Annotated in this window: 15 protein-coding genes and 1 tRNA gene; 8 read left to right on the forward strand and 8 right to left on the reverse strand. The window is 53.0% G+C overall.

Features of this window, described 5'->3' with window-relative positions:
- Nucleotides 1–17: 17 nt before the first annotated feature.
- Both EZM41_RS12935 and EZM41_RS12940 read left to right on the forward strand, forming a co-directional pair.
- On the forward strand, nucleotides 18–1,196 hold the full coding sequence (locus tag EZM41_RS12935) for a glycerol-3-phosphate acyltransferase (RefSeq protein WP_198471584.1): 1,179 nt from the start codon (nucleotides 18–20) through the stop codon (nucleotides 1,194–1,196).
- Nucleotides 1,197–1,219: 23 nt separating this feature from the next.
- Complete coding sequence (locus EZM41_RS12940; RefSeq protein WP_198471586.1) at nucleotides 1,220–2,860, forward strand: phosphoenolpyruvate carboxykinase (ATP); 1,641 nt, start codon at nucleotides 1,220–1,222, stop codon at nucleotides 2,858–2,860.
- A 61-nt stretch (nucleotides 2,861–2,921) separates the two neighbouring features.
- Here EZM41_RS12940 and EZM41_RS12945 read toward each other — a convergent pair whose 3' ends face one another.
- Nucleotides 2,922–3,398 (reverse strand): ferritin family protein, encoded by a 477-nt coding sequence (locus EZM41_RS12945; RefSeq protein WP_198471588.1) that lies wholly within the window; start codon nucleotides 3,396–3,398, stop codon nucleotides 2,922–2,924.
- 244 nt (nucleotides 3,399–3,642) lie between these two features.
- Between EZM41_RS12945 and EZM41_RS12950 the strand changes: the two genes are divergently transcribed.
- From EZM41_RS12950 to EZM41_RS12975, 6 genes are all read left to right on the forward strand, one after another.
- Nucleotides 3,643–3,717 (forward strand) — tRNA-Val (locus EZM41_RS12950).
- A 256-nt stretch (nucleotides 3,718–3,973) separates the two neighbouring features.
- Nucleotides 3,974–4,234: a stage V sporulation protein S gene (locus EZM41_RS12955; protein ID WP_198471591.1), complete on the forward strand. Its 261-nt coding sequence runs from the start codon at nucleotides 3,974–3,976 to the stop codon at nucleotides 4,232–4,234.
- An 87-nt stretch (nucleotides 4,235–4,321) separates the two neighbouring features.
- A complete protein-coding gene (gene hisS / locus EZM41_RS12960; protein ID WP_198471592.1) occupies nucleotides 4,322–5,602 on the forward strand; it encodes a histidine--tRNA ligase in 1,281 nt (426 codons plus the stop codon).
- Nucleotides 5,603–5,606: 4 nt separating this feature from the next.
- Complete coding sequence (gene aspS, locus EZM41_RS12965) at nucleotides 5,607–7,430, forward strand: aspartate--tRNA ligase (protein ID WP_198471593.1); 1,824 nt, start codon at nucleotides 5,607–5,609, stop codon at nucleotides 7,428–7,430.
- Nucleotides 7,431–7,436: 6 nt separating this feature from the next.
- The gene (locus EZM41_RS12970; RefSeq protein ID WP_198471594.1) at nucleotides 7,437–8,306 is read left to right on the forward strand and encodes a glycosyltransferase family 9 protein; all 870 of its coding nucleotides are present in this window, start codon (nucleotides 7,437–7,439) and stop codon (nucleotides 8,304–8,306) included.
- A gap of 37 nt (nucleotides 8,307–8,343) precedes the next feature.
- Nucleotides 8,344–9,027 carry a metal-dependent hydrolase gene (locus tag EZM41_RS12975; RefSeq protein WP_198471595.1) on the forward strand — a complete coding sequence of 228 codons (684 nt, stop codon included), beginning with the start codon at nucleotides 8,344–8,346 and terminating at the stop codon, nucleotides 9,025–9,027.
- Here the strand turns inward: EZM41_RS12975 and galT are convergent.
- The 7 genes from galT to EZM41_RS13010 form a co-directional block, all read right to left on the reverse strand.
- Nucleotides 9,024–10,025 carry a galactose-1-phosphate uridylyltransferase gene (gene galT / locus EZM41_RS12980; protein ID WP_198471596.1) on the reverse strand — a complete coding sequence of 334 codons (1,002 nt, stop codon included), beginning with the start codon at nucleotides 10,023–10,025 and terminating at the stop codon, nucleotides 9,024–9,026. The genes EZM41_RS12975 and galT overlap by 4 nt on opposite strands.
- A gap of 23 nt (nucleotides 10,026–10,048) precedes the next feature.
- Nucleotides 10,049–10,915: a MurR/RpiR family transcriptional regulator gene (locus EZM41_RS12985; RefSeq protein WP_198471598.1), complete on the reverse strand. Its 867-nt coding sequence runs from the start codon at nucleotides 10,913–10,915 to the stop codon at nucleotides 10,049–10,051.
- Between the two features lie 162 nt (nucleotides 10,916–11,077).
- Nucleotides 11,078–11,719: an NAD(P)H-dependent oxidoreductase gene (locus tag EZM41_RS12990; RefSeq protein WP_198471599.1), complete on the reverse strand. Its 642-nt coding sequence runs from the start codon at nucleotides 11,717–11,719 to the stop codon at nucleotides 11,078–11,080.
- Between the two features lie 226 nt (nucleotides 11,720–11,945).
- Nucleotides 11,946–13,661, reverse strand: a complete 1,716-nt coding sequence (locus EZM41_RS12995; RefSeq protein ID WP_198471601.1) for a cyclase family protein — start codon at nucleotides 13,659–13,661, stop codon at nucleotides 11,946–11,948.
- A gap of 934 nt (nucleotides 13,662–14,595) precedes the next feature.
- Nucleotides 14,596–16,080, reverse strand: coding sequence for a sodium:solute symporter family protein (locus EZM41_RS13000; protein ID WP_198471603.1), 1,485 nt, complete (start codon nucleotides 16,078–16,080; stop codon nucleotides 14,596–14,598).
- A gap of 21 nt (nucleotides 16,081–16,101) precedes the next feature.
- On the reverse strand, nucleotides 16,102–16,314 hold the full coding sequence (locus EZM41_RS13005) for a hypothetical protein (RefSeq protein ID WP_198471604.1): 213 nt from the start codon (nucleotides 16,312–16,314) through the stop codon (nucleotides 16,102–16,104).
- 12 nt (nucleotides 16,315–16,326) lie between these two features.
- Nucleotides 16,327–17,091: a creatininase family protein gene (locus tag EZM41_RS13010; protein ID WP_198471605.1), complete on the reverse strand. Its 765-nt coding sequence runs from the start codon at nucleotides 17,089–17,091 to the stop codon at nucleotides 16,327–16,329.
- Nucleotides 17,092–17,369 lie beyond the last annotated feature (278 nt).

The raw sequence follows: 17,369 nt of genomic DNA on the forward strand, positions 1-17,369 counted from the left end.
CGGAGGGGGAGGAGACGGTGGCCTTTGTTGCAATGGCAGTTAGCTACTTGATCGGAGCAATGCCGTGGAGCGCCATCGTAGCATATCTCTTCGCGAGAGTAGATTTGCGAAGCGCCGGGACGCACAACGTAGGCGCTGCCAACGCCTGGATTTCTGCAGGGCCGGTGGCGGGCTGTCTTGCGGCGATCGGCGATTCCGCTAAGGGCGCACTCGCTATCATTTTAGCTCAAGTCCTGGGGCTTTCCCAGCCGTGGTGGCCTCTGTGCGCCTGGTGCGCTATAGTTGGACATTCCTGGTCCTGTTTTTTGGGATTCAGAGGCGGTATAGGGGCTGCGGCCGCCGCGGGGGCTTTCTTATATCTTTTGCCCTTGGAAAGCGCCGCCGTCGGCCTGCTTGTCGCTACGTGGTGGCTCACCTTCGGCGGTGCGTTTCTTTTGGGGTTGGCCTCTCTGTGGCCGATAGCGATCGTGGTGGCTTTATCCAGGGGGAGTTTGACGCCGGGTGCGGCCTCAGGCGTTATGTGGCTTGCCGGCTGGGTGTTTGCGAGGGGATTGAACCACCTGAAATACGACGTCAAAACTTTCGGGGCAGCCTTAGGGAGCGGCGAAGTGCGCCGCAAGCTTTACCGCTATTCGGGCTTGTTCTTTCCGTGCCTGGTCTATCCCATATTCGGCATGACTGCCTTGCGGTGGATCTTCTTCTTGGGAGCCGCCGCGGCTTGGGTTTTGGAGATATCTCGTCGGCGTTGGGTTCGTCTCAACGATCTTCTCTGCGCTCTCTTCAGACCCGTGGGTAGGAAAGGTGAGGCCCACGGCATTTCGAGCACCAGCTATTACTTTCTGGGCGGGGCGATCGCTGTCGCTTTTCCGGAGCCTTTCGGCCCTGTGGCGCTGGTTATGGCCACCTTGGCCGATGCATGGGCGGCCCTGTGCGGACGCCGCTGGGGTAGGCATGCCTGGTTTAAGGGGAAGACCGTCGAGGGGAGCGCATCTTGCCTTCTGGCCGCCTTCGCCTCCGGCCTCGTATATTCGGCCCTTTCGCCCTTTTTTATCCCTTGGTATGTCATATTGGGCGGCGCTGTAATGGTCGCGCTCGGAGAGGCCCTCTTCATCGGGGAGATCGACAATCTCTTTCTGGCTCCAGCGGCGGCCTTTGCGTTGTGGTATTATGGGAAATGGTTAATTTATGGCATATAGACGTTAAAAGGGAGGCGTCTGAAGTGTCCACCATTGGATATCTCCAGGACGGTTTCGAATCTGTGCAGTCGAGGATCCGCACGACCGTAGAAACGCCCTTCTACGGCAACAACGTCGTGCCGGTGGCGACGTTAAAGGAAGCTTATTTTTTGGCCAAGGAAAGCCCTGGGAGCATAGAGCTCACCGGCATGCCTGTGTACGAGCCGGAGAAGCAGGGGTTGCCGGAAGGGGCTAACGTGCTGCTCCTCAATGACGGGGCCGTGGTGGGGCGCTGCGCCGCCGCGCGCAGGATAGTGGGCGAGCCGGGCGTCAACATCGATGAGTACGCTGCCAAACTGCGCGAGGCAGTTTACGGCACCCGCTTTCGCACGCTCTATCGCGCCGAGGCCGTGGTGGGGTTGGACCCGGACTTCATGCTGAAGGCACACCTTTTGGTCCCCGAAGGGCACGAACATATCCTCTACAACTGGCTCCTCAATTTTCAATATATAAATGAGCGCTACAGCGAGATGTATGCCAATTCCAGGCCTTATCCGGAGGGCGACATCTTCGTCTTCTCCGATCCGGATTGGCGTCATCCGGATCACCCCCTTGGCTTGGCCTTCTTCGACCCCCTACACAACTGCGCAGCGCTTTTGGGCTTGAGGTATTTCGGCGAACACAAGAAGGGGACGCTCACGTTGGCGTGGGGAGTTGCCGTCAGGAACGGATTCATCTCCTGCCACGGGGGGTTGAAGCGCTACAACCTGCCCGGGGGCAGGAGCTTCGTCATGGCCGTGTTCGGGCTTTCGGGCTCGGGGAAATCTATACTCACCCATGCCAAGCACGGCGGCAAGTATGATGTGACGATCTTGCACGACGATGCCGTCGTCGTTCACTGCGAAGAAAAATATTCGGTAGCGTTGGAACCCACTTATTTCGACAAAACTCAAGATTATCCTTTGGGCAGCGAAGCTAACAAGTTCATCATTACTTTGCAGAACAATGGCGTGACAAGAGATAAAGAGGGGAGGCTCTATCCTCTCACCGTAGATTTGAGAAACGGCAACGGCAGGGCGATAAAGTCGAGGTTGTGGTCGCCGAACAGGGTCGATCGGATAGACGAGCCTATAAATGCCATCTTTTGGCTGATGAAAGACCCAACGATGCCGCCGGTCGCGAAGATGACGAACTCCTCTCTGGGCTCAGCCATGGGGGCGACGCTCGCTACGAAGAGGACCACCGCCGAGAGGCTCGCCCCGGGAGTCGATCCGAATGCCCTCGTATTCGAGCCCTACGCCAACCCTTTCAGGACCTATCCGTTAGGGGTGGACTACGAGCGGTTCAAGGCCCTCTTGGACGGCGGCGTGGATTGCTACATCCTAAATACCGGCGACTTCATGGGCAAGAAAGTGGAACCCAAGCATACCCTGGGGATCATAGAGGCGATTGTGGAGGGTAAAGCTCGCTTTGTGCCGTGGGGGAGTTTCTCCAAGCTTCAGATCATGGAGATCGAAGGCTTTGCTGCTGATTTCAGCGATCCGAAGTATAAGGAGCAATTCGTGGCGCGCATGAGCGACAGGATTAGGTTCGTAAAGGAGAGGGAGACGGAAAAGGGCGGCTTTGACAAGCTTCCGCCTGAAGCTCTCGACGTTTTGGAAGAGGTTCTTCGTGAGGCAGGTTAGCCCATAAATAGGCATAGGGGGCTTGCAACGCGGAGCCCCCTATGCCCTTCGATCGTCACGATCACAGCATAAGCTTGCCTTCCAGTTCCCCCCGCAATTCGTTATAGCGTTTGAGGGCATATTCCATATGGCTTCGCTCCATCTCTGCCAGCTCTTTGAACATCTTCTTGGCGCCCTCTCCTGTGACTCTGTTTTGGAGCTTTTCGTACAGATCGGCCGCTTTCATCTCGGACAGATAGGCCGCCGCGGCGACGCGGAGGGTGGAGTAGTAGTTTTTGAACTCGTCGGCCTGCACCTGCAGAGCCGGATCCACCACCATGTTGGGATTGCGCTTGAAAGGCTCACCTGTGATCTCCCTGTAATACTTCTCCAAAGATGCCCTGTGGCTGTCTTCCCAATCTGCCAACTCCAAGAGTTCTTTCTTGGTGAGCTGGCTCGTGACGTTGTCGGCCCAAACTTTGTAGAACTCGTTGGCCTGAATCTCCGCGTGGATGGCATACTCGAGTGCTCCTTTGAGGTCGAACTCCTTTTCTGCCATAGGCTCTTCCTCCTTTGATGTTAGATTGAAAATCTTCAAACCGATTTTATCACAGGAATATAATTAAAACAGTGATCGGTAACGAGTGATCCGTGACAAGTGACGCGTTTACAGATCAGTGGGCTGTGCTTTGCGCAACAAGCATCACCCATTACTGATTACTGATTACTGATTACTGATCACTCATCACTCATTGCTCACCGCCTGTTGCATTTGCTGCCTTATCGGGTATAATACTTTCCGTGGGCGACTAGCTCAGCGGGAGAGCGCTTCCCTCACACGGAAGAGGTCGCAGGTTCGAAACCTGCGTCGCCCACCAAGCTTTGAATTAGTCCTCGCCCGGGTGATGTCAAAAGCCGAGCGAGGACTAATTTTTTTTATATGCCTTGATCGCCAAGCGGTGATCGGCTAAACCTACCTTCAGGTTGAACGCAAATTGCTCTAATTCTTCAGGCTTGTTTTTCATCAGGAGAGGGCTTGACTTGTCAAGATATGCAATAAGCCTATATACTTAGAGCAACGTCGGGGAACCTTTAAACCTTTGAGCTCTAACAGTCAAAAGGAGGGCGAAATGCATGGAGGTACTTAAGGTCTCAGCAACTTCACATCCTAAGTCGGTCGCTGGAGCTATTGCCGCTGTCCTTCGTGAAAAGGGGGCCGTTGAGGTCCAGGCGGTTGGGGCGGGAGCAGTGAATCAGGCGGTCAAGGCGATTGCAATCGCAAGGGGCTACGTAGCGCCGAATGGCATAGACCTCGTCTGTGTCCCTGCCTTTGCCAAAATCGAGATCGATGGCGAGGAGCGCACGGCGATTAAGTTTCAGCTTGAATCGCGTTAGTCCCTGACGGTCTGAAAAGTAGGGCGCGGTTTGACGGCCGCGCTTTTTCGATCGCGAGGTTTTGTGTTGCTTGAGGGGGATTCATGGATGGTCGCCATAAAGGCACCGAGAGGCGTTCGTGATATCCTCCCTGACGAGTCGTGGAAATGGGCTTACGTCCTCGAGGTGGCATCTGAAGTGGCAGACCTCTTTGGCTACCGCGAGGTTCATCTTCCTATTTTTGAAGATACTGCCCTATTCGCCAGGGGTATAGGGGATACAACTGACGTCGTCGAGAAAGAGATGTATACGTTCACCGATCGCTCTGGGCGAAGCTTGACGCTTCGCCCAGAGGCAACGGCTTCTATGGTGCGCTGCTACCTCGAGCACGGCATGCAGCGCGAAAAACAGCCGGCCAAGCTTTGGTGCTCAGGCCCGATGTTTAGATACGAGCGGCCCCAAAAGGGGCGATATCGCCAGTTCTGGCAGCTCGATTTCGAGGCGATCGGTGTCCAGGATCCGATGGTGGATGTGGAGATCGTGGCGCTGTCCCTCGAGCTCTTCCGCAGGCTCGGTCTTTCAAATCTCGAGGTGATGGTCAACTCCGTAGGTTGTCCGCGCTGTCGGCCGACCTACAGGGAGGAGCTGAAGGCCTACCTTGCGCCGCACTTGGACGAGCTTTGCGACAGTTGTCGGGCCAGGTTCGATAGGAACCCGCTTCGAATACTCGACTGCAAAGAGGAAGGGTGCATAGAGATCACACAAGGAGCTCCCGATGTAGTGGAGCACCTGTGCGAGGAGTGTCGTTCCCACTTCGACCAGTTCCTCAACGGACTTGAGGCCATAGGGGCTTCGTATAGGTTGAACAAGAGGCTGGTCCGGGGCCTCGACTACTACACGAAGACGGCCTTCGAGGTGACGTCGGGCAAATTGGGAGCTCAGAACGCCGTCTGCGGCGGCGGTCGGTACGATCACCTCGCTGAGGCAATAGGCGGATCTTTTACGCCGGGCGTCGGGTTTGCCGCCGGCATAGAGCGCGTAATCCTCTCGATGGAAGAGGAGGGGGCTTCTTTTGGCGAGAGGCCGTCCATCGACGCCTTCGTCGTAACGGCAGAAGCTTCGGCGCGCCCTAAAGCGGTCTCCTTCCTCCACGAACTTCGCCGCAACGGGTTGCGGTGCGATATGGATTACGCGGGCAAGGGTATGCGGAGCCAGCTCAAGGCTGCCTCTTCGAGCGGCGCGCGTTTTGCCTGTATATTAGGGAGCGAGGAGCTCTCTCGCGGCGCGGTAGCTGTCAAAGATTTAAGCAGTGGAAAGCAGCAAGAATTTCCTTTGGAGAAAGCGGCAGAGAGGATAAAGGCCGTCTTGAAAGAGCAAGCTGGAGGCTAAGGACATGGCATTTCAATATCAATTCGACCGGCAGTGGAAGCGCACGGTTTATTGCGGCAGTATATGCGAGGCTCATTGCGATAAAGAAGTGGTGATAAACGGTTGGGTGCGGAGGAGGAGAGACCTCGGAGGTCTTGTATTCCTCGAGATGTGGGACCATACGGGCCTCGTTCAAGTGATCTTCGATCCAGAAGCCAGCCCGGAGGTTTTCGAGAGGACGAAGGGATTGCGCGCCGAGTACGTGCTCGCCATCAGAGGCAAGGTGCGCAGGCGCCCTCCGGGCACAGAAAACCCCAAGCTCGCCACAGGGATGTGGGAGGTGGAGGCGAGAGACTTTTCGCTCCTCTCTCCCGCCGCGTTGCCTCCTTTCGATATGAACGAAGTCGATAAGGTCGACGAAAACCTGAGGCTTCGCTTCCGTTATTTGGATTTGAGACGGGACAGGATGCAGCGCAATCTGCGGATGAGACACAACGCCTTGCTCTTCACCAGGAACTTCTTTTCCGCACACGGCTTTATAGAGGTGGAGACGCCGTTTTTGACCAAATCGACTCCGGAAGGGGCCAGGGACTATCTCGTGCCCAGCCGCGTCAATAAGGGTCACTTCTACGCCTTGCCGCAGTCGCCTCAGATATTCAAACAGATCCTCATGGTGGCCGGATTCGACCGCTACGTCCAAATAGTCAAATGCTTCCGCGACGAGGATCTCAGGGCAGATAGGCAACCGGAGTTCACACAGCTGGATCTGGAGATGAGCTTCATCACAGAGGATGACGTTTTGGGCCTTATAGAGGAATATTTGGCCGGCCTCTTTTGGGCGATTTTGGGCATTAAGCTCGAGGTGCCTTTCCCGAGGATAACTTACGCCGAGGCGATGAGGCGTTTCGGCAGCGATAAGCCAGATTTGCGCATACCCTTTGAGATCGTCGACTTGGGGGAAATATTCTCGAAGGGCGGCATCGGCGCCTTTAAAGACGTTTTGAGCCGTGGAGGGGTTGTGCGCGGGTTGCTCCTGCCGGGAGGTGCTTCTCTTTCCCGCAGGGAATTGACGGAGTGGGAGACGTGGGCCAAGGGCCTCGGAGCGGGAGGCCTCGCTCACTTCCAATTCAAGGACGGCGCCTTTAAGGGGCCGTTGACTAAACAGATCGACGAGGAAACCCGGGCGGCGCTGATAAGTGATGCGGGTTTGCGCGACGGGGACGCGCTCTTCGTTTTGGCCTCCGATGAAGCTGCAGCGAGCAAGATCTTGGGTGAATTGCGCCTCAAACTCGCTGAGGCTTACGGCCACGTCGACGAATCCAGATGGGCTTTCCTGTGGGTGGTGGATTTTCCCCTCTTCGAATGGAGCGAAGAGGAGGGCCGCTGGACGTCCGTGCACCATCCGTTCACGGCGCCCAAAGCCGAGGACATTCCGCTCTTGGAGTCGAAACCGCAACTCGCCCGATCGCGGGCTTACGATATCGTGCTGAATGGCATAGAGGTAGGGGGCGGCTCTATCCGCATCCACGATCCCGCCACTCAAGAAAAGGTCTTTGCGGCGCTTTCGCTTTCGCCGGAGGAGGCCAAAGAGCGCTTCGGCTTCCTGTTGGATGCGCTCGCCAGCGGTGCACCGCCCCACGGAGGCATAGCGCTGGGATTGGATCGCCTGACCATGCTCCTCTCTAAAAACTCGTCCATCAGAGAGGTTATCGCCTTCCCGAAGACGCAGAAGGCCCAGTGCCTCCTCACGGGAGCGCCTTCGCCTGTGGATCCCGGGCAACTCGATGAGCTCGGGATAAAGGTTGAAGCAGGGCCCGAGGAGGGTGCCGAAAGTGAGGCGGCTTCTTGAGGCGAGATGCGCATCCTGGTGATAAAGACAGGGGAGACTGAACTCCTCGTCGATTCGCCTAAAGAAGCGATCTCCCTGGGCGAGGCTTTTCGCTCAGGCGTTATACTGTCCAGACTTTTGAAGCGTCATCGCATCTTTTGGGTGGGGCCGGAGGCGTTGAAGAGCCTCTGGCCCCACCATCCGCATCTTACGATCCTGAGCGCCGATGCCCTGTGGCCAGACGCTGACGCTGTTATAAACCTCGAGAGGGTTGGGCGATGGGCCGTCAGGGCATCTCGTGTGCCGGCGAAGGGATTTTTCCTCGATAGCGACAGCTGTTGGAAGACTCGCCCGTGCGTCGGCGCGCTCGAAGAGATGCTCAAAGACCCTGCGCTCAGGAGGATGAATCGCAGGCCTCATCCGTTTTGGCTCTTCGCGCTTTGCGGTCTCAAGTGGCGGGGTGAAAGGTATTGGAGTTATCGTCGCCTTGAGCGCACGCGGAAGAAGCCTCTTGTGGGGTTTAACTTCAGAGTGGGCAAGCGGTGGCCGGAAAAGGCATGGCCTCTATCGCGTTGGAAAGAGCTGGAGGAGGAGCTCGAAGTTTTCGGGTTTGAAATCTCCTGGCAACCACAGGGAAGCATCGAAGGGTACAGAGAGTGGATCAGGGAGCTCGATGCCGTAGTGTCTTCAGACAGCTTGGGCCTGCATTTGGCCATAGGCATGGGTGTGCCAGCAGTCGGCCTTTTTGCCCCTACCTTTAAGCAGGAGGTCCCAAAATATGGTCTTGGTATATGGCTCGACGACCCGAGAGGGATGTGCCACGAGCCGGCTCGCGTTTGTCGAGCCTTGCGCAGCCTTATCAAGAAGCGCTATTATTTAAACGGAGATGCCTCATGAAGCGATATGTTTTTCAAAAAGGAAGGAGGTTGTGAGCATGGTTAGTGTTACCTATTTGGGCCATTCGGCATTTCATATGAAAGCCGAAGGTATCAATGCCCTGATCGACCCGTTCCTTTCGGGCAATCCCAAGGCCTCGGCCGGCAAGGGGGAATTCGCTGCCGTGAACTACATCTTCGTGACCCACGGCCACGGCGATCACCTGGGCGATACCATAGACATAGCGAAGAAATGCGACGCCACGGTGGTGACGAACTTCGAGCTCTGCCATTACCTGGTTGGCAAGGGGGTTAAATGTAACCCTATGCACGTGGGAGGGAGAGCGCGCTTCCCCTTCGGCAGGGTCAAACTCACGCCGGCGTGGCATGGTTCTGGCATAGAAGAGGGCGAAAAGATGCTCTACGGCGGGACGCCCTGTGGCTTTTTGATCGAGGTGGAGGGGAAGAAGCTCTACCATGCTGGCGATACGGGGCTGACAGTGGAGATGCAGCTTTTGGCCGATGAGGGTATCGATGTGGCGCTCCTGCCCATAGGGGGAAACTTCGTCATGGACGTGGAGGATGCTGCCAAGGCCGTCAAGATGATAAAGCCAAAGACAGCAATCCCGATACACTATGGGACCTTTCCCGCGATAGATGCGGATCCTGAAGAGTTCAAGCGCCTCGTGTCCGGAGTGTGTAAGGTCGTTATACTTCAGCCGGGTGAAAGATTGGAGTTTTAGGAGCGCAAAAAAGCGGCATCGACCTCGGGCAGCGATGGGTTTATAGCGACCCCGGAGCCGATCTCAAAACCCGCGGGGGTGGTGAGGCGCGGCATTATCGTGAGGTGCCAGTGAAGATGAGGCTCGCCCCCGCGGTATTGCGGAGAGCTGTTGATGACGAAGTTGTAATCCGGGTCGCCGAGCTTTTCTCTAAGCGAACGGAGGGCATTCTGAAGCGCCGCCGAAAGGCTCTCCTCTTCTTCCTCCGATATATCCCCGAAGTCTGCCTGGTGCGCCTTGGGCATTATCCACGTTTCGAACGGCACTTCTGCCGAGAAGGGCACAAAAGTGAGAAAGTGGTCATTCTCGGCTACGAGGCGACGCCCGTCGCTTGTTTCTTGCTTTGCGATGTCGCAATACAAGCACCTGCCCCATGTGTCGTAATATCGTTGGGCGATGACCTCCCGCAGGCGGACGTGTTGCGGGACGAAGCTGGTCACGATTATCTGCGAATGTGGATGGATCAGCGAGGTGCCGGCGGTGGGACCGTGGTTCCGAAAGAGGATGATCATCATATTTTTATGAAAGCTCCTGAGGTGCCTGTAGCGGCTGGAATAGGTTTTTACCACTGCGAGCGCTTCTTGCGGTGACATGGCAGCTATATCTATATCGTGACGAGGGCTTTCTATTATCACCTCATGCTCCCCGTGTCCTTCCATGTAAAGGTATATCCCGTCGCTTTTCCTCTCGGGGTTTCCGTCGACGGTGAGGGCCGGGAATTTGTTGGGCACCACCCTGGTTTTCCAGCCCGGAGGATCGTCGGAGGGCATTTGATAAAGGATGCCGAGCAGGGCTTTTTCGTTGCCAGGACAAAAAGGGCAATTTTGATCGTGCGAGGGAAGGGCGCGCCTCTCTCTGTCTTCCTTTGCAAAATCACGAGGGCGATGTCCTCGAGATGGGGCGTATATGACCCACCTTCCGGTAGTTATATTACGTCGCAAGGTACTTTTATCCGACACAGATTACACCCCTTTGATCGATATCAATATTTGAGGCCGAAGACCGGGTGGAATATGCGCCGGTCGTGCAGATATTGGGCTTGTTCCTCCAGCGCCTTGCGCGCGCTATCGCCCAAATTGGTGGCCAGCACCGATGTCAAGACGTGCACCAAAAAGAGCGGGCTCAATATACTGCTCCCGAAGGTGGGGCTCGCCGCGGTCACGAAAAACGAGAGTGAAGCATGACGGCAGACCGGCGCCGCTGGGCTGTCCGTGATGGTTACCACGACGGCGCCTTGAACGGCAGACCGTTCCGTCACTTCCGTTACCTCTGCCACATAGCTGGGCAGCTCGCAGACGATCAACATGTCATCTTTTCTTATAGCGCGGGTTTGTTCCGTGAGGCTCAAAGAGCCGCGCTTCATGAGAGTGCCGTTCAGCCCCATCACCCGTAACCGCATGTGGAGCGACTCGGCTACGAGGGAAGATATGCCCCAGCCGAGGCAGTATATCGTAGTCGCTTTGGGGACGAGTTCTATGAATCGGGAGATTTTTTCTTCAGTGAGGAGTCGCCACGTGTCGTCCAGGTTGGCGTGCTCTATTTGCAGGATCTTTTCGGGGAGGGTCTCTTTGCTTTCGATCACCTTGGCCAGCATTGCAGCGGGGTTTACCTGTTCCAGTATTGCCTCCTGCAGTGCCAGCTTGAGCTCCGTATATCCCTTGAAGCCGAGCATCCTGGCTACGCGCACCAGCTGCGCCTTCGAGACCTGGAGCTCCTGAGCGACCTCGGCTATCGACTGGAAGGCCGCCTCCCTCATATGAGAGAGCAGGTACTCCACTACGCGCCGCGCCTTGTTGGGCATCGTTTCCATCTTTTCCTGAAACAAGGTCTGGAGCTGAGAGCTGTCCATGGTCACCTCCGCCTATTTTGTAAACCGTTGCCTTACGGCAAGTTTACATATAGCACTATAACCTGTCAACTATTTCGAGGAATCTATCGGAAATTTACCGCTCTTTCTACGGTCTTCACATAGGCAATTGGTATTAGCATCGCCTGCGGCCATGTATGTGGCTTATTTTGCAAGCCTTACACCCAACTCGAAGGCCCTCTCGCAGTCTTTTGGGAATACTTCCTCGTGGCGCTTCCTTTTTGCTTTTTCGTCAAATTTTCTTGCGGCATATTTGGAATAGTCGTCAAATTGCAGTGTATCATAACACATTAGCGATTCGCACGGGCCGAAAAATCTCTCAAGGAGAGCCTCGTTATTTTTAAACATCCTCTCATAGCCCATCTCTTTTGCGAGCTCTTCCGTCAGGTTCATAGTGTAAATCCAGGCAGTGCGAACTTTTTTAGGCAGCGCGCTTAATATATCTGGTTCATATATCGGTTTAGAAAAAAAGAGCCGTTCCAGGAAAGACCTCATCTCTCCCGTAACATCGCCAAAATAGACAGGAGATCCCAAGATAAGAGCATTCGCCTCATTTATTTCGTTTAAAACAGGAGCAAGGTCGTCTTTTACAGCGCACCTTCCAAAACTTTCGCCCCCTTTTAGTTTGCATGCAAAACAGCTTATGCAGCCTTTGTAGTTGAGGTCGTAAAGGTGGACCATTTTCGTTTCAGCACCCGATGAGGCGGCTCCTTTAAGGGCATGTTCAAGCAAGGTAGCAGTGTTCCACTTTTTCCTCGGACTTCCGTTAATCGCGATGACTTTCACTTATACGGCACCTCCTTGTTTGATTACCCAAAGAATATAAAACCTTCCCATTTTTGGCGCAAGAGCAATCATGGGCGACATCGATTGCAATGTCGTCAAGGAGGTAGAGAGATAAAAAGCACTTGTCAGACAACAAGCATCTAATTATAGACATCCAAGAAATTTTAACTGATAATTTCTGTAGGTGGTGGCATATATAACCACCACCTACACTTTTATAACAGTGTTATGGTAAAATAGCTATAGCTCTGCCGTTAGCTCCCTTTCCTCCTTCCTCTTTCAATGGTCCAAAGATGAAGAAGGCACCCTTAGGCGGTAGGTCACCGAGATTCGTCAAAAACTCTACATAGTTTATCCCTCTGCTTAGCCCGGCCCAGTGTGTTTGTATCGCTTCTTTGCTGGTTACAGCGCCCATACTTGGAGCATCTATGCCAACGCACTTAACGCCTTTCTCGGCTAAGTAGATCATCGCTTCAGCGGTAGGAGCAGGCCATCCCTCCGACTTCCCGTTCAAAGGATCGGCTGCGCATTTGTCACCATAGGGGAAGGGTAGATAATATCGATCATCATGCCCGGTCTTAAAGAGCACGACCTCTCCCTTTTCTATTGGGCCATATAACTCCTCGTGTCTTTTGATTTGATCTACCGTTATTGCGGGGCTCTTGGGCCACTCTGAGGGTTTTGTCGTCCCTATCAAGTCGGTGACATCTATAATCCTGGCTGGTCCCATCATTTCCTCTACGGGCACATCTGCTGCATAAACCGAGCTCGTAGGACGAGGCCCATACTTGGCGTTGTAATCAGCCAACACGCCTTTCACAAAATCATTATAAGCGTTGTCATCAAAGCCTGGGTCAGGCAGAAAATGTGTAGGTGAATCGAAGTGCGTACCAGTGTGAGCGTCAAATATGTGTGCTCTGGTCAAATATGGACCACGGAAGCCTGTCCAATCATTGAACGGCGCCACCATATAAATGTATGAGTAATCGCCGACTCCTGCACCTGGCCACCAGCAAGGGAGGTCTGGGGCAAGCGTGACCGAAAGATCCGCTATCTTGGCTTTTTTGGCAGAGTCATTGAGCGATGCTGATAGCTCCTTGTCCACGATAGCTACAGCTCTGCCCGGACCACCGCTTGAGCCCTCCGTTTTTACTGGAAGAAAGGCAAAGAAGGAACCATTGGGGACACTTCCCACTCCGCTCAATAGTTCGGTAAATATCATGCCTCCTCCAAGGCCTTCCCAATGGACAGCCGCTGCCCGCGAGTCGCTGTGGCCCATGGATGCACCGTCCGTTGCCACGTGCTTTACGCCCTTTGAAAGAAGGTATTTAATGCATTCAATGGAGGGGGAGGGCCACCCAGGAGCTTTGCCCGCTAAGGGGTCAGCGACCAACCTTCTGCCCTCAGGCAGCGGTTTGTAATACTTATCGCTATACCCAGAATAAAATATCACTACGTCGCCTTCACCGAGAGGGCGATGCTCTTTCTCCCACTTTTCCACCATGTCTGGGGTGATTTCAGGACTATACCCGGGAGAAGCATTGTCCAATATGCTGGTTACATCTATTACACATGCCTCACCGACAAACTGCCAAATCGGAATCTTTTCACCTGTGACTACGCCATACGCTGTAGCATGGGGCAATCCACTGGCTGGTGGCGGTACAAAATGAGGCGCCGCGTCAAAGTGCGTGCCCGTATGTTCGTCTATTATCGTCACATGTGTCCTGAAAGCTCCTGGACCGATTACTCGATAATCGTATCGTACATACTCAGCATGACCAGGCCACCAGCATGGATGTTGTTGCGAGAGTAGCACACTCAAGTCTAAAGCGTCACCTTTATTAACAGCCTTATATTCTGCATCTGCAAGCGTAGCTATACCCACAATTAAGCTCATAATAGCTACCAGGACCACTATATATCTGCGCCTTTTGGACATTACCCTACACCCCCTTTTGAGGTTTTCCATAAAATTAGCACACAAACAACTCATAGTAGTTGAAGCATAAAGTTACGTAAACAACATGCTTCAGTGCTGACACAAAGACATTCTATGTATTGTCGTTTTTCTGAGGATTAATGAACTTATCGGTTGAGCTCTGCTGAAAGGGAAGATAGAACTTAAAAAATTAGGCTGCCTAAAAAGCTTTTTCGCAAAAAATTGCTTGCTGGTCATCAACCACCTCCGTGACCTCGGCTATTGCCTTCGTGAAGGATATCCCCCCTTTTTTAAGCGACTTTTATCCAGTTTCTGAGAGTGGCTGCGCAAGAGCCTTTGTTAAAGTTAACCCTTTCAAGATGCCTTGGCCAAAACCGTAATGAAACGAGGTTATAAATCTTCTACTTGCAGTCATACCCTGAAGACTGTTATCAAAGCTATTATTTTCTTAGGACGTTGCGTAACGATAAAGCCGTGGTTGTATTTTAGCTCTTCATCTAAACTGCAAGGAATTGAGGCACATGTGGCTCAGAGTGTCAAGTCAAGTTTATGTGGCAATTCAGGCTTTTGCCGGCGTTTTGGACGGGAAATTGGCTATTATCTTTCGTTTGCTTGAGATTGCTCGAGTTCCCTCCCTTTCTCTACGAATCAATTCCGGTAGCGTGCATGCGAATCTACATAATAAATAAAATCGAGCCGTGTGTTCATCAAAAGTTTGACTGGCGAAGACTCAGCCTCGCGCTCAAAGTACGCGTTGAACGCGAGGCTGAGCTACCTATTTAAAGTCTCGGCAGACCCAGTGTATTGAGGGCATCATTATGCGCACTCTCAGTATGCGAGGCCTGCCATAGCGGCGTTCGCCATAAAACCTCTGTAAGCTTCGAGTCTCCCACGCTGTGCGGCGTCGGTTCGAATCGACCAGGTTCGCCGGGCTTTATTCGACAAACAACGCCTTTAGTTCTTTAACTGTCGCCTTGACCGAGGCTTCACCTTTAAATATTAACGAAAGACCGACGAAGAGTGCCGTTGACCCGAGTAATCCCCATAACCCCGATAGTATTCCGAGCGGGTTTGGCAGTATAAAAGTGGTAAATAGCACGATAAGCTCGCCCACTATCACAGCGATTAAGGCGGCTTTGGCGTTGGACTTCTCCCAAAATAGCGGCAAGAAAATCACCGGGGCCATTGCGGCGGTCCCGCTATTGGTCATCTGCAGTATGTTCAAGAATAAGCCTGGCTTTTGAAAGGCTATCCAGGCGCAAATGACGCCAAATATCAATACAAAGGCGCGATCTACGTGGTATAGATGCCGCTCGTCTGCGTCGCGTTTGAAATAAGGCTTGTAAACGTCAACAGTGAAAACGCTGCTGGCTGCGTGAAGTTGTGAATCTGCCGTAGATAAGGCTGCTGCCATTGCACCGGCTATAGCGAAAGCCGCCAATGCGAAAGGTGTATATCGCAGCAGCAGCTCGGGGAAAAGCATATCCGGATTTGTAGTGCTTGGATAAACTAATTTAGCGACTATCCCCACCGCAGGCACAAAAATATAGAGGAACGTAAGATAGAGAGAGGAAAAGACCGCTGACCACTTGAGCACATGTAAGGATTTTCCGGCGAAATAGCGAATGAATATGTGTGGCATCGCTATCATTCCTATCGTGATGGTAGCCCACTGGGACACCCAAAAGCGGTAAGTGTATGCCCCCTTTAAACCAGGGAGCGAGAATGCGTCTGGCGCAATTTTTACTCCTTCTGCGAACGTGTTGAGTATGCTGCCGAAGGCAGAAGAAACCACCATATACCCGCCTAACCACATTGCAACGAGCATGAAAATGCCTTGGACAGTGTCGGTCCAGGCTACGCCGCGCATGCCCCCGAGCCAAGTGATAAAGACCATTAAAAAGATAAATATTATGAGCCCTTGGGTAAAGCCTATGCGCCCATCGCTTACAATTTGAAACAGATAAGATATTCCTAAAGCCTGCATGGCAGTGTAGGGAATGACGAATACTATAGAAATTACGGCGACCAAAAGACCCAATATCTTAGCGCTTGCGCCTCCGCTTTCGTATACTCCGGCGGTGAACTGCCCGATAGAAAGATACCCGCGCTTTCTGCCCAGCGCCCAAACCCTTTTGCCAAGTATCCAAAGAAAAATGCCGGGCATTACCGTCCAGTGTATGTTGTTCCACCAGCCGATTCCATGGGTATATATAGCCCCGGTTGTACCCATAAAGGCGTAAGAACTGTGATAGGTAGCGCTGTATGTCAAAAACAGTGTCAAAAGCCCGAGAGCGCCGCCCGTTGTTGCGTAGTCAGTCACAGAGAGGCGCCTGTATTTTGTGCTTAGCCAAGTAACCGCTATCATTACAACGACCCAAAGAAAAAGTATTGCCGTGCCAATTATCCACCTTTCCATATCGATCACCTTCTTTGCGGTTTATAGCTGCAATGGCTTCTCTTTTGATACTGCGTAAACAAATACGACGATCACGGCTGTCCATACGGCAGTGAGATATACCCATAAAGTTGGCCACCCGAAGATCAAGGGCTTAGCTTTGCAAATGGCGTTGACCCAAATTAATATCGGCGGGTTAGAAAGCAATATAGCTGCTATCATGGCCAATATTAAAAACTTTTCTCCCTTGCTCATTCGATTACCCCCTTAAAATTCTTTTAATACCATTACCAATCTATTTACTAAATGTTCATGATAGAGTTTCCCTTTTTCTGCGGAAGCCTGAGAAGGTCTTCCAGAGATGGCATCACCAGTAGCTTCGACCAACCTTTTTTGATCTTCTAAGGTGCTTGGAACATAGCACAACGTGTCGCGCGCATCGGCAGGGTCTATGTAATATAGATTTTTTTCCGGCGGGACGTGGTCGTGAGCAATTTTGTCTTTTTTTATAAGTTCAGGTTTTTTGTAAAGCATGTGCGATATCTCGATTTCTTCGGCGTGGCCGACTTTGCCGAAGCCGAGATTTTTCGCAACTTCCTTGCTCATGTAGGCGGGATCGAAAATTGCCACTTTCACCTTGAGCTCTTCTTGCGCTTGAGAGGCTGCTATCTGCATCCAAGGAATGTTTACTATCCTATGCCCGTTTATCACGACGAATTTACGAAAGCCATGAGCGTGCAATGACCGAATCACATCGAACAAGAGCTCCGATAATACCGCCGGCCTAATCGTAATGGTGCCAGGCAAAACCATGTGGTGCGGACTCCATCCGAACCACAGCGGAGGAGTTACCAAAACGCCGGTCTTGCTTGCCGCGTCCTCAGCTAAGGATAAAGCGACGATGGTATCGGTCCCTAAGGGCGCAAATGCGCCATGTTGTTCGGTGCTACCGACGGGAATCATGATTCGTTCGTCGTGCGAGAGATATTCCTTAACGTCTTCCCACGTCATTTCTTGCAGTTTCGTCGTCATTCCTCTTCCTCCTTGAAGGGTATTGTATTGTTAAAGTGTATGTGGCGATCGCGCTCCCCTCCAGCTACTTGCCGCATCCTGTCTCACGTTTACCTGGAGGGAAAGCGAGCAAAACAGCTTCTCTGCTTAAGGAAAGATACCGCAAAAGGCGAGAAAGAGCAAACGATAAAGTAGCGGTGTCAAGGTGACACAAGAACATATACATTGCAATGGCGATAAGTGTAACCATAAGGATTATGAGTCAATCGAGGACGGGGCGACTTCAGAAGCCAGGAGCG

Source organism: Acetomicrobium sp. S15 = DSM 107314, assembly GCF_016125955.1.
Lineage (GTDB): Bacteria > Synergistota > Synergistia > Synergistales > Thermosynergistaceae > Thermosynergistes > Thermosynergistes pyruvativorans.

Bases quoted from the DNA above. Each gene is read 5' to 3' on its own strand.
- EZM41_RS12945 (WP_198471588.1), bottom strand. From the start codon at position 3,398: ATGGCAGAAAAGGAGTTCGACCTCAAAGGAGCACTCGAGTATGCCATC.
- EZM41_RS12955 (WP_198471591.1), top strand. From the start codon at position 3,974: ATGGAGGTACTTAAGGTCTCAGCAACTTCACATCCTAAGTCGGTCGCT.
- hisS (WP_198471592.1), top strand. From the start codon at position 4,322: ATGGTCGCCATAAAGGCACCGAGAGGCGTTCGTGATATCCTCCCTGAC.
- aspS (WP_198471593.1), top strand. From the start codon at position 5,607: ATGGCATTTCAATATCAATTCGACCGGCAGTGGAAGCGCACGGTTTAT.
- EZM41_RS12970 (WP_198471594.1), top strand. From the start codon at position 7,437: ATGCGCATCCTGGTGATAAAGACAGGGGAGACTGAACTCCTCGTCGAT.
- EZM41_RS12975 (WP_198471595.1), top strand. From the start codon at position 8,344: ATGGTTAGTGTTACCTATTTGGGCCATTCGGCATTTCATATGAAAGCC.
- EZM41_RS12985 (WP_198471598.1), bottom strand. From the start codon at position 10,915: ATGGACAGCTCTCAGCTCCAGACCTTGTTTCAGGAAAAGATGGAAACG.
- EZM41_RS12995 (WP_198471601.1), bottom strand. From the start codon at position 13,661: ATGTCCAAAAGGCGCAGATATATAGTGGTCCTGGTAGCTATTATGAGC.
- EZM41_RS13000 (WP_198471603.1), bottom strand. From the start codon at position 16,080: ATGGAAAGGTGGATAATTGGCACGGCAATACTTTTTCTTTGGGTCGTT.
- EZM41_RS13005 (WP_198471604.1), bottom strand. From the start codon at position 16,314: ATGAGCAAGGGAGAAAAGTTTTTAATATTGGCCATGATAGCAGCTATA.
- EZM41_RS13010 (WP_198471605.1), bottom strand. From the start codon at position 17,091: ATGACGACGAAACTGCAAGAAATGACGTGGGAAGACGTTAAGGAATAT.